The 13,336-nt window shown below is 54.8% G+C and carries 7 protein-coding genes; 6 read left to right on the forward strand and 1 reads right to left on the reverse strand.

Annotated elements, in window-relative coordinates; translation table 11 throughout:
• The first annotated feature begins 51 nt into the window (after positions 1 to 51).
• Positions 52 to 681, forward strand: a complete 630-nt coding sequence (locus tag QP093_RS08735; protein ID WP_285016122.1) for a CadD family cadmium resistance transporter — start codon at positions 52 to 54, stop codon at positions 679 to 681.
• A gap of 296 nt (positions 682 to 977) precedes the next feature.
• Here the strand turns inward: QP093_RS08735 and QP093_RS08740 are convergent, their stop codons facing one another.
• Complete coding sequence (locus QP093_RS08740; RefSeq protein ID WP_285016123.1) at positions 978 to 2,024, reverse strand: YeiH family protein; 1,047 nt, start codon at positions 2,022 to 2,024, stop codon at positions 978 to 980.
• Positions 2,025 to 2,126: 102 nt separating this feature from the next.
• Here QP093_RS08740 and lepB point away from each other — a divergent pair, with 102 nt between their 5' ends.
• The 5 genes from lepB (at position 2,127) to QP093_RS08765 (ending at position 13,285) form a co-directional block, all read left to right on the forward strand.
• On the forward strand, positions 2,127 to 2,726 hold the full coding sequence (gene lepB / locus QP093_RS08745; RefSeq protein WP_285016124.1) for a signal peptidase I: 600 nt from the start codon (positions 2,127 to 2,129) through the stop codon (positions 2,724 to 2,726).
• Between the two features lie 166 nt (positions 2,727 to 2,892).
• On the forward strand, positions 2,893 to 4,524 hold the full coding sequence (locus tag QP093_RS08750; protein WP_285016125.1) for a SpaH/EbpB family LPXTG-anchored major pilin: 1,632 nt from the start codon (positions 2,893 to 2,895) through the stop codon (positions 4,522 to 4,524).
• A gap of 17 nt (positions 4,525 to 4,541) precedes the next feature.
• Positions 4,542 to 5,519, forward strand: a complete 978-nt coding sequence (locus QP093_RS08755; protein ID WP_285016126.1) for a class C sortase — start codon at positions 4,542 to 4,544, stop codon at positions 5,517 to 5,519.
• A gap of 70 nt (positions 5,520 to 5,589) precedes the next feature.
• On the forward strand, positions 5,590 to 6,579 hold the full coding sequence (locus tag QP093_RS08760) for a Cna B-type domain-containing protein (protein WP_285016127.1): 990 nt from the start codon (positions 5,590 to 5,592) through the stop codon (positions 6,577 to 6,579).
• Positions 6,572 to 13,285, forward strand: a complete 6,714-nt coding sequence (locus QP093_RS08765) for a SpaA isopeptide-forming pilin-related protein (RefSeq protein WP_285016128.1) — start codon at positions 6,572 to 6,574, stop codon at positions 13,283 to 13,285. Before QP093_RS08760 ends, QP093_RS08765 begins: the two co-directional genes overlap by 8 nt.
• The last annotated feature ends 51 nt before the right edge of the window (positions 13,286 to 13,336 follow it).

The raw sequence follows: 13,336 nt of genomic DNA on the forward strand, positions 1-13,336 counted from the left end.
ATCCGAACACATCATCAGCTGCAAGCGAACCCGAGATGGAAGGAGCAAGCTGTGGACATTATCCTTTCAGCCGCACTGGTATTCGTGTCGACATCAATCGACTACCTGTTCATTTTGACTATCCTGTTCGCCACCCAGGGAAAACAGCACCGCAAATCAGTTTATTTCGGGCAGTACCTTGGCACCGGAATCCTCGTGGCAGTCAGCCTTGTTGCGGCTTGGTTTCTCAACTTCATCCCACAAGAATGGATGATCGGTCTGCTGGGCCTCATTCCGATCGCACTTGGCATACGAGCGGTTCTCGTCGATGAGGACGTGGACGAGGATGAGATAGAAGAACAACTGAGCAAGAAAGGCTCGACAATCCTTGCTTTCGCCGGTCTCACACTCGCAATGGGCGGAGACAACGTCGGAATCTACGTCCCCTATTTCACGGGAAAAACCGTCATCCAGATTCTGATTATCGTTGCAGTCTTCGCTCTGGGGATTCAGGGGCTATGCGTGCTGTCGCAGCGCCTGGCTTCCGTACCGGCTATCGGCGAGACCGTCGAAAAATACGAGAGAATCATTGTACCGATCGTATTCATCGGACTTGGCATCTACATCCTCGTTGAAAACGGGACCTTCGCGTACCTATGGACCCTCAACGCGTTACCCCCCATAATTCCTGGCACGATCTGACCTCAGCCGATAAGTCTTCACCTGGCGAGCAAGACGACAACACTATTGATTCGATAGCGGCGTCTTCTCAGACGAGACCGTGCGGTGAGGTGTGCGCGGATGGCGACGATAGAAACAGCCAGCGAACACGGCAGCAGTCCCTCTTGCCTTCTTACAGGAGCCACTTGGGTGGCTTTGTTCACGCTGCGCAGAACACGTGCGGTAGCCGCTTTTCCTGTATCACTGAAGCGTTCTCGATTGTGTTCCGCAATGTTACTGCCCAGACAAGCTGTGGCACTCCAGCAGGAATGCCGCCGTCAGTCAACCAGAAGGATCACACACCCCAGCGAAACAGCCGCGATCAACGCACTGAGGATCACGCCGAGCACAAGCGCACGCCCGCCTGACTGAATCACGTTCCGCAGGTTCACACCCGCACCCATCGCGCCCATCGCCACTGTCAGCAACAACGTGGCCACCGTGCCGCCCAGGGTGCTGAAAACGCTGCTCGCAGCGGGTACGCCTGTAAACAGGGAGGCCACGACGACGGCGATGAGGAATCCGACGACGAACCCTGGAACCAGAGGCGGGCGCGTACTCGAGCTTGCCTTGTGCGCATGCTCATGGCGCACCTGCACCACGCGGCGCTCCACAATGCCCACCACTGCGACCACGGCTGCCAGGCATACCACGCGGCCAAGCTTGGCGGCCGTTGCCAGGTCAGAAACGGAAGGGTCGTAAATATTCGCAGCCGCGACAACTTGGCCGACCTCGTGAATGGAAGCCCCCAGCCACACGGCGGCCTGCGTGGGCGTCAGGTTCAGCGCGTGGGCAGCCGTCGGCAAAGCGACGAGGGCGACTGTTCCGAAAACCGTTACACATGCAATGGCGGTGGCCACGGCATCATCGGCGTCCTCATGACTGCGCGCAGAAACAACGGGGGAGATGCCGGCAACTGCGGAGGCTCCACAGATTGCGGTGCCCGATGTTGTCAGAATGCCGGTCGCATGGCTGACATGCATGAAGTAGGTCAGCAGATACCCCGCCACCATTGTCACCGCGACGGCACAGATAATCGTGGCAATCGTTCCGGCCCCCAGAGCCGCGATGGCGGGTAGTGAGAGGCGGAAGCCCAGCAGCACCACTCCGGCGCGCAGAACAGTCTTGGCTGAAAAGGCGATGCCCGGCTCGCAGATCGATGGAATCAGTTTCGTGTTGCGCACGGCAACACCGAGGAGGATCGCCACCAGCATCGAAGACAGCAATGGCACGAACAGGTTGATCAGCCAGGCAATACCTGCGACTGCACAGGCGTATAGCACGCCAGGCAGCAGGCGCGTGAAGTGAGTCCAAAAATTCACCATCCACGTATACCACACGCCCTGCAGAGAATGACGGAGCTTTTCCCGCTGAGCCCTTGCGACGTACCATTGGGGCATTGGAGTACACGCGAAGCGGAGAACGCAATGGAGAATACGGCCCAGATGCCATACGATGACGAGCCTGCTCAAAGTCGCCCGGAGACCAGGAAATCCTTGCGAGACTTTTTTTACTCGCGTAAGACTCGCTTCGTCCTACGTGCGTTGGAAGTGATAGTTGTCGTAGCTGCAGTGTGCGTGCTGATCTCGACATTTTTTATTTCAGTTCTGCAAATACGTGGCACATCGATGGAGCCGACGTTTAGTGACGGGGACCTTGTCGTGGCAAGTCATTCGTCCCACTTCGAGCGTGGAGACATCATGGCGTTTTATTACAACAATAAAGTGCTGCTGAAGCGTGTGATAGGTCTGCCGGGAGACTGGGTAGACATTCACGATGACGGCACGGTGATTGTTAACGATATGAAACTTGATGAAGACTATACACAAGGAATTTCTATAAGCGGTTCAGAAATCGACTTTCCTTACCAGGTGCCGGAAGGTAGGTTCTTCGTTTTAGGAGACCACCGAAGCGTCTCTGTGGACAGTCGTTCGAACGTCATCGGCACTGTGTCCCAGGAGCAGATTCTGGGGAAGGCGTTGTTTACAGTATGGCCGCTCCATCGTTTCGGGGGACCTGCAGAGTGACGAAAGTCCTGCTGAGCAGATATTTATGCTTTGAAATGTGCTAGTTCCGTCTTTTCGGGGGCGACTGCGCAGACATTTGGTGGCTAAGCGAGCCGAAGTGATAGATGCTTCAGGATTTTTGTTGCTACACTGTCAATGTCCCTACTTCACGTTCTTCGGAGGAAAAATGGAAACTTTACCGTCAGGTAAGCGAGTTAGGGGTGGGAGTGTTGTTCTCGCACTCGTCGCCGTTTTTGCACTCGCGCTTTGCATAATGAATCTTGCGAGCACAGCAACTCACGCTGTGCCCCAGGAAAATGGTCACACCATCACAGTCACTTCTCAAGAAGGCGATCACACATATGGCGCCTACCAGATTTTTGCTGGTGATCCCAAGGCAGGCAGCAATGAACTGACCGCAATCACGTGGGGAGCTCAAGTTGATCAGCAGGGCCTGCTTGCCGCGCTGGCAGCTAACTCCACATTTAGTGCCAAGGGAATCTCAGCTACCAGTACTGCTGCTGAAGTTGCCAATATGCTTGCCACAGCCTCGGCAGGAGAGGTCACTGAGTTTTCGAAGATCGCGACTGACCATGTAAAGGATCCAGCTGATACCTTCACGAAGTCCGGCAACGAAGCTCCTTTCACCTATACATCAGTGAAAGTCGCACCGGGCTACTACCTGATCAAAGATACAGATAGCAGCGCATCAGCTCTCACCTCGCCAATTCTGCAGGTCGTCAACGACGTGACTGTCCAGTCCAAGAGCTCTGTTCCGACAAGCGACAAGCAAGTCACCGAGGATTCAACCCAAGCCAAGGGCGAGACCGCTGACTACGAGATCGGAGAGAAAGTTCCATTCACGCTGACTGGTACGATGCCATCGAACGTCGCTGACTTCACCACTTACCGTTACGCTTTCGAAGACACGCTGTCCAAGGGACTGACGTTCAACGACGACATCAAGGTCACAATCGACGGGAAAGATGTGGCTGCAAGCAGCTATACAGTGAGTGGCCCCAACCCGGCAGCTGACCAGAGCGGACACTACCAGGGCGGTACCACCTTCAAGATCTCTTTTGCTGATCTGAAAGCCGCAGCGAAGGCTGCAGGCGCGACCCTGAGTGCTGATTCGAAGGTAGTCGTCACTTACTCAGCAACCGTCAATGAGAACGCGCGGATCGACAATAAGGGCAACGGCAACAGGTCGAAGGTGATTTATCAGAAGAATGTCAACGACGGTGACGGCGATGGTGAGACGCCTGAAGATCACACATGGGTTTTTACCTACAAGTTGGACACAACAAAGGTTGACTCGAAAGATCCCTCGATCAAGCTGGACGGTGCGAAGTTCCGTCTGTACAGCTCAGATAAATTGAAGTCGGCAACAATTGTCGACAACAAGATTACTGGGTGGGCAGATGGTGACGGTGGCACTGAATTCACCGTAGCCGCAAGCGAAGCATGGACGATCAAGGGCCTGGATGCCGATACGTACTTCCTTCGTGAGACCGCAGCTCCTACCGGATACAACCTGCCGTCAGGTGATGATGCGTACTTCCAGTTCACGATTACCGCCACTCACTCTGAAGACAACCAGGGGCAGGGCCAGCTCACCGAACTGAACATTACGCCCGGAGGCGGAAATGCCGCCCCCGGCACAGTTAATGACGCCACCGTCAAACTGAACATCGAGAACACCTCAGGTTCAGACCTGCCTACCACCGGCGGCATGGGCACCGTGATCTTCACGGTTCTTGGTGTGGGATTGATGGTCGCTGCTGGCATCGGTATCATCTACCGCCGCCGCAAGGCATAAGTCATCGTTCTTGACAGATGACTGCATCTCGTACGTCGCGGTGCTCGGAGAAAACTCCGGGCACCCGACGTGCGAAATCAAAAGGGGAGCGACTCACGCATTCAAATGGTCCCGACCAGGAAAACTCAACGAAAAACAAGCGTGCACGGGGCAAACTCGTAGATGTACTTCTGGTTTTCGCGTTCCTGTCCGGATTGGTCATTCTGCTGTATCCGGCAATCAGTAACTACATCAACACTCTTCATCAAGGCCGTGCAATCGCGCAATACGATGAAGCTGTCGCAGGAATGAGCCAGGAAGATTTCGATGCTCAATGGCAGGCCGTTGATAGTTACAACAAGGATTTGCTCAAAAACCGTTCACGAATGCATCCTTCCCGCGAACAATTGGACTACTACAAGTCACTATTGAACGTGACTGATGACTCAATGATGGGACATCTGGAAATCAAGAAACTTCGAGTGAGTCTTCCGATCTATCACACGGTTGACGATGCGGTTTTGCAGGCGGGCGTCGGCCACATTCCGGGAACATCGCTTCCAGGAGGCGGCCGCGGAACGCACGTTGCACTGTCCGGGCACAGGGGACTTCCTACGGCACGACTCTTCACTGATCTTGATCAGCTCGTGGAGGGCGACAGGTTTGTCCTGCATGTCCTCGACCGTTCGCTCACATACGAAGTTGACCAGATCAGAGTTGTTGAGCCACAGGAAATCAATACTCTCAATATCGATCCAGACCGAGACTACGTCACCCTTGTCACGTGTACTCCGTACGCGATCAACACGCACCGACTTCTTGTACGAGGGCACCGAGTCGAGGGAGGCGAGCAGGACTACGTCGCAGCAGATGCCGTGACAGTGGATCCGATCTTGGTTTCCTCCGTTGTATCGGTACCGATTTTCGTCATTCTTTTCGGAATATTCATATTCGGCTTTGGAAGACACTCCACCCGTAGAAGTGTCACGTACCAACATAAGCGATCTCGCAAGTGAAAGGCATGAGCAGATGACATATCCGGCTAAATTCCGGAGAGCGTTATACGCTCTTTTCGCCAGTGTGTGCATGGCGGCTGTCTCGATGCTTCCTGCGACGGCAGCTGCAGATCCTGCGCCGCTTTTCGCGATTGATTTTTCACAGGTCGATCCGGATACGCCAGGCTCGCTTTCCATGCACTATCCAACCTTGGTTCACGACAACGTCGCGCCCGAATCTGTTCAGGTACGTGCATACCGGATAGCGGAGATGGCTGCTGGTTACCCGGCTGTTCCAGACATTTCTCCATACGCTGCAGCAGTTGGCTGGAACCAGGCCGTTACTCATACCTCAACTTCGGCCCAACCGACTGACTGGGCCGGATTGGCAGACGCCCTCGCCGCATATCTTCAGGCAAACAGTGTCCAACCCGATGCGATCTCCACTATCGATCAATCCGGAACTGCAGCTTTTCATGACGTGCACGTCGGGATATACCTGGTGCTCACAACACCGGTAACGACCGCAACGTGGACATACACATTTGCCCCAAGTCTGATCGCAGTTCCGACAGTTGATGAGGGCGGGCAAATCAACTATGACGTGACATCTGAAGCCAAGACTGATAAGGAACCGCGCCCAACGCACGGGGTCGAATACAAGATCACTAAGCATTGGAATGACGGTGGGAACAAGGCTGAGCGCCCTTCGCAAATTACCGTTGACCTGTTACGCGACGGCCAGTTGTTTGAAGTTGTCACACTATCCGCTGCTAACGGGTGGGTATATTCGTGGAGCGACGAAGGAGGACATCAATGGACAGTCTCAGAGCGAGTGGAGAATCTCCAAGGAACCTCTTACGTGACGAGCAATACCCGAGTGGGAGAAACATATATCGTGACCAACACCAGTCCCACTCCGCCTCCGCCGCGACCACGTAAGCCGCTATCGCATACAGGAAGCACGAGCGAAACGTGGCGTATAGCTGGCGCCGTGCTTCTCATGGGTGTTGGCACTGTGGCTGGAGTGAAACAGCACCAACGTCGTTCTTCACAGATGGAGGCTACGAATCGTGGCTAAAGTGGAAAGCCTGCAAGGATGGCGCCGCTATCTGGCGGTGATCGGATCATTGACGCTGCTGCTGACCATGCTGGGACTGGGTGTTCAAGCATCTTCATTGAGCGGCCCGCTGGCAGGAGCGGTTCCGGAAGGCTGCCCCGCTGATCCAGCCTCATCTGTGCTGACGAGCCTGAAAACCGGGGATATCGAGGTAAAGACCGATTACGAAAACGGCGGGAACGGCGAAGAGACTATCAAAGATCCGGCACTGGACGGAGGTGTAAGTCGACGTTTCACAGGAGAAACTTTCAGTCAAACCATCGGTATTTCCAACACTGCCGCAGATCCGAACAAGACGTACCGTGTTTACTTCCAGTTCCAAAACACTGAATCTCAGGGAACGAGCGCGACTAAAGCCGATGGACCAAAAATGGGCTACGTATTGGCAGGAGCAGCCTCAGCAAAGCTTGAGGTCGGCACCACCTATTATCAAACCGCTCCGAACACTAATCCCTATACCTTCAACAAGGTTCCGAACTCAGAGAATTTCTATTACATCGAAGTGGCGGGGTCGAATATTGGCGACGCCTTCTCTCTTCCAGTGAAGGTGAAGTACGATTCACCTGCCTCTCCGGGTGGTGCAGTGAGCATCTGGGCAGAAGAGATCGATCAGGCCTCGGACACTGCCCCTGCGCCGAGTGCAGATACTGCACCTTCATGTGGAATCCACTCTGCTACCTGGGATACCGAGCGTCACGAACTTGAGGCTCACAAAGAGTTGCGAGACGCGAGCAAGGCTGCCACCACATGGAAGAAGGAAACAGAGGCCTGGGGCGCACCCGTCGATCCGTCAGTCGCATTCAACCCGAAGAGTGGCCGTTTCTACATCAGGGGACTGCGTTACCAGGTGGAAGACGCGACGCTTACGGCGGGTAGCAGCAAGGTAGGACAGGATCCGATATCAGGGAAGCTGGTGTATACCGACACTCTGACCTTGCCTGAAAACATCGAGATTAATCCAGAAGTACTCCCACAGCTGCAGAACGCTGGTTACTGGCAGCGGAAGATTAGCGACTACGACAAGCGTGAGGGGTGGAATGCGACTGGAGTCAACTACACCCACTTCTATTACAAAACAGTCACTGTCAACGGGGTAGAACGCCCCGTATTCGGCGTTGATGCCTCGAATGGGCTTGGCGGAAATGCGTGGAACACCCACACATTCACAGTGAGCCCTGACGGGCGAAAGATTTCGTTCTCATATACGCCGGAAACCCCCGGAACGTACCTCGCTATCAAGTTTGCCGACGATTTCTTCCTTGTCAAGGAGCCGCAGGGGTGGGATCGCGCGACTCAAGGTCCATACGTACCGCCAGAAGATGCCACCTTCAATTTCACAAACAGTTTCGATCTCAAGGTGAATTACTCCCATACGCCGGCGGTGACACTGAACAAGACTATTGAGACGCCGGTCAAACCGGACGGAGCGAAACCCTCGGTAACCAAGACCCACGATCAACCGAACGCCACCTATCGCAGTGGCGACCCGGTAGAGTTCACGATCGACGTGAAGAACGAGGGAACCTCACCCTGGACAGTCAATGAAGGGCGCGCGGACCAGGGCAAAATCATCGATGCCCTGCCCAGAGGCTACTACGTCAGTCCCACGCAAATGGCACAGATGCTCAACTTAGAACCAGCTCCGAGTATCAAGGTTACAGACGCCAGATGGTGTACAGCTACCATTGCTCAGCACACGAGTACCTCTGGAAAAGGAACTACGCCGGACAGCCAGCTAGAGTGCACACAGGCAGAACCAGCCAGCCTTACTATCACCAAGACTTCGGCAGGTAAGTTTGCCGTCATGCGTGAGGGCGGGAATACGCAAGACGTGGTTGGAAATCCGGAAGCTCTCAGCGCCGCATTGAAACAATTGGTAGTTGGCGAAAATACCCTCTACACCCTCACCTGGGAAGTTCCGACGGTACACGGCGGTCAGGAATACAAGCTCGCGGTCCGCGCGACCGTTAAGGACCAGTCGATGACGAAGGCCGACCCTGACGAGGCGGCAACAACAAACACGGTGAATATCGAAGGAAAAGACGTACCCGATAAAGTCAATGTGGAAAAGGACTTTTCTCTCAATAAGGCCGCGTATATCAACAACGCCAAGGTTGAGCAATCCGGACACGTCATCACTGCGGGAACAATCGTGGACTACCAGTTGACTCTCGAGCGAAGGGGCGGCAAAGCCGACTACAACGCCTTGCCAATGGTTGACGCACTGTCCGGTTCCCAAGTACTGCTCGTCCCGGCCACAAATGCCAACTCGCATCTTGGTGGAACCAACGGGATCACAACCATCACACGTGACGGCTCAACCTACTACGTTCTCGACAAACCGGGAACCTACACGGGAGTAGTGTTCTCTGCCCGGGAAAAGAACGCCGCAGGCGTGGTAACGGAGAAAACATTCGTTGCTGATCGCATCGAAGTCACTCAGCTTGCCGATAAGAAGGGTCTGCAGACAAATACCTACTGGTATATGAATTCGCAGGACTTTGCTAACCCGTCCACTGTCACAGTCTCATATCGGACTTTGACGGCGCCTGAGCGCACGGGATTCGAACCGACGGTGCCAGGCAATCCTGGAGCGATCAACATCGGCGGGATTATGCCCCCTGATACTCGAGTCACCGATAAGACGGAGATGGATCTGTCTGCTCTCTCCTCGGAAAAGCGTATTGTGACGAAGCAAGGCGAAACTCCTGACCAGGACGAAACGGCATCGGTGAGTGCTCTGACTCCGGGTACCAGCGTGACGTATCGGTTAGGTCTTTCCCGTCTGGGAACGGAACCCTTCCAGCTCACTGGAAAGGACATTTACGACGCATTGCCTAAGCGCCTCGTCGAAGAGCCGTGGACCAAAGACCTGGTCAGTATCGAGTTCCCGCAGCACAATGGGCTGACCGTAGAGTCTGGAGATCTGAACGCTTGGCAGATCACCAACGCCAATCCCGCCAACGGCGAAGTAGATCCCACCCAGCAGTTCATCGTGTGGCCAGAGGATGTCACGATTTCTTTAACGAAGACAGCCTATATATACGTGACGGTGAAGTTCCCTGCCGGCGAGCAGTGGAATGCGTATCGCTCGGCCTACGGGAACCAGTCGCTGTTCAATACCTGGCATGTGAAAGACGCGCAGTCTCAGGTGAGTCACTATCTTGCAGGTGAATCGCGTGCAGAACTTCAAAAGGGTGTCGTGGCTACCGGCAGAATCACACCGAATGGAGTATCGACTGAATGGCATCATGCCGATGGCAGCAGTGGCTCAGCATCCGTATCCGGTCCAGTGCTGGTTCCAGATACGGGGCTGAATGGACGTGTGTTCTACCAGAACAGCACCATAGGTACCGCGACGAAGCAGGTGAAGTATGCGCAGTATTACGGCGTCATCCACAACGACGGCGAATCGCGGCTCTACCTCAACGATGTGCAGGACAAACTCCCCGAAGGCTTCATATTCGGATCCGGAATCGGCGACGAAGGGCTTCGGGTTTCCCAAGAAGGATGCGAAATCCGCTCTCGTGACAGTTCCCATCCCTGTTCGTCGGACGTGATTGTTTTTGATGACGAGGGAGCATTGGGGTTTGGCTGGCGTCCGCCGAAAACCACCCAGCCCGTAGTGAAACTGAAAGTGTTACCAGGCGGGAAAACGCAGCCGCCTGAAAGATCGTGGTTCCCAGGGGACTTTATTCAGTACACGAACTGGCAGACCACGCCGGGGAGTGTTCCGGTGTCGCTGACCAATACTGAATCATCGGTGAAGAGAGCCAGCGTCCACGCCAAGATCAATCCCGTTGATCCAACCCACATCACGTTCAGCTTCGATAATTCTCTTGAGGGGTCGGACCTGAACTATGACGAGTCACGAGGCAAGTACTACCTCAACTCGGGTGAGACCGTTGCTTTCGAGTACTATGCCATCACGGGCGAAAAGTCGCTCACGCAGCCAACGGCGCATAACGGCCTGGCTATGCCTTTTGACGATTTCGCCGGTACCGGGGTAAAAACCAATCCTGATGTGAGCATCACCTCCAAGCCATTGGCGAACAATCCGCTCAACGACGGTGACCGCAGCATCATTGACACAGCGACGGCCAACTCCACCGGATTCGTAGGCGGAGACGACAATACCCAGTGGCTCACTTCAGGTGTCAATCTTGTACGCGGATCCGTAGTTCCTGGAGTGACTAAGTCCGTGGTTGCTAAGACCGGACCCGACGGGCAAAGAACTGCAAATCCTGCCTACGCTGGATATGCGGATACTCTCGAGTGGGCGATCACCGCGCATAATGATTCCGACCAGGTGATCGAGGACTACGTCATTTCGGATGTGCTCGACGAGGGCTATGTGTTCACGGGTGCAGTGGTCCTGGAGAAATCACAGAATGAGTTCTCCACGGGATACTCCTCTGACGCTTCCGCTACTTCGCCTATTACTTTCAAAGAGTGGACCTACGCCGCCGATGGCACCCCGCAGTCGGCGCAAATAACTGCGCAAACTCCCGCTTGGGGAAGCGTTGGGAGAATTGAAGTAAATGGTGAACCACTAGCGCTGCGTTCGGGTAACGCGATTGCGCATGTGTGGCTTGATACCGTTGAGCAACAGATGAACGATGGGGACGGAAACCCACGGACTGCCACAAAGCTACGTCTCAATGTGCGAGTGATCGAAAGTTCACAGACTCTAAACGCCCCCGGCCGTTCTTACGCAAATAAAGGGTACCCGCTTGCGCCGGGCGAGTTCCTGCGTATGAGTGTGAGTTCCACGAACCCGAAGAAGGACGGCAACTATCACCTGGTCTACAACAGCGGCTACGTCACTCTTCCGGTGGACACGTTCGACCCTGCGGACGTTAAACGCGGCTCGCCGACAACCCACGATATGAAGTATGCCCAGCCGACAGAGTCGAACGAAAACGACCGTTCTCAACCGGACACGACGAAGGCTGGCAATTACTGCTACAGCACGACCACTGGAAGGCTCTGTAAGTGGGCGTCAGTGCCGGACGTGCCCGCAATCCAGGCGGATGCGTCTATTCCGATTGCGCAGGATGCCTACACATCATCGGTTGAATCTGTTGAGGAAAAGGACAATCCAGAGAACAAGGTGACCTCGGGGCAATCGCCGGACTTTATTACGCTGCCGAAGCAGTCGAGCCTCTTCACCTACACCATGGAGGTCGAAAACAATAGGGACGATGCCCTTCAGAAGATGACGATCATCAACAATCTGCCACAACCTGAAGATAAATATACCTTCGGGGTGGGTCCAGATCGATTGAGTGATTTCAAGGTTGACTTTGCGAGTAGTCCGAATCTTGTGGTGGAAGCACAAACAGAGACAGGTGAATGGACTCTCATTGATCCTTCACGCTATAAGGCGGAGTTCTCAGACAAGACCTCCTTCGATGCGACAGATTGGGCGGGAGCATCCAGCGACGCATGGGGATTGCAAAAACCCAGCTCACGCGCATTGCGAATCAGTTTTGACACCCGCGACGGCAGTGAACAACTCATGCCTGGGAAGACGAAGCTTCGAGTGCGGTTCGATGCCAGGATCGCCGCGGGCGAGAATCCGGCCAGGGGAGCCATTGGCTACAACACTTTCGGCTACAGCTATGTAGCGCCCGGCACTCAGGACATGGTCCTGCAGGCTATCCCGAAAAAAGTTGGGGTCCAGGTTCCCAATAGCATCACCTTGCGAAAGTCCGTGGTTGATGCCGAGGGACAACCTGCAACTGCCGCTGTCGATACTAGCTATCGCTTCGTGGTCTATAGCGGAGATCCGATAACAAATGCGGATCTGGCCGATGGAAAGACCATCGGGGATGTCCTCACCGCACAAAACCGCAACTTCGCAGTGGTGACGGTTCCGATTGCCAAGGGAACTTCCGAGTCAGAGCCAATTGAGATAGCTCCGCAACACAAATACAGCTACGCGAACGGCCAATGGGTCGAGAGCGGTGAGCCGTGGGTCTGGAGCGCTGGTGGCAAGTACCACATCGCGGAGATTGACGACGGAGCTGGAGCTACGCTGACGAAATTTGTAGACACGACTGGGCAGACGCCAGTTGAGACTACCGGCCAACAAGAATTCGTCTACGACGCGACCAGGTCGATGCACTTCATGGCGGTCAACAGACTCGACAGGTGGCAGTTGACACTCAGAAAAGTTGACGGTGATACGTGCGCCGAAAACGCTGAGTGCACAGACCCGCTTCCAGGCGCCATCTTCGGCCTCTACTCACCAGAAAAGTCGGAGGCGATGGGCACAGATGACTTCCAGGCGCTTCAGACCCAGGTCGGCGCAAATGTGCCGTCCACTACGGTTAAGAATGGCACGACCTATTTCCTGACGCGTAGCGCAATCTCAGACGACAATGGTTTGGTGGAATTCGCCAACCTCGCCGGCGATGAGTATTTTGTCAGTGAGCTGAAAGCGCCGGAAGGCTACAACCTCAGCTGGGACGGCCGTGTTGTGACCAAGCCCGGAGCTGGACAAGTCTCTGAGCAAATGCTGGTGAAGAACTACAAGCCATATGAGATCCCACAAACTGGTGGAAGCGGAACTCTGATGTACACGGTGGCGGGAATGATTCTGGTAGTGGGAACAGCAGCCGCAATGGCAATGCGTCAGAGGCGCCGCTATCTGGAGGAATGAGGCAGGAGAGCAGAACATCATCTGACCCACGTGAAACAATGAAAGCTCCGC

It is taken from the genome of Pauljensenia sp. UMB10120 (assembly GCF_030212035.1).
Lineage (GTDB): Bacteria > Actinomycetota > Actinomycetes > Actinomycetales > Actinomycetaceae > Pauljensenia > Pauljensenia radingae_A.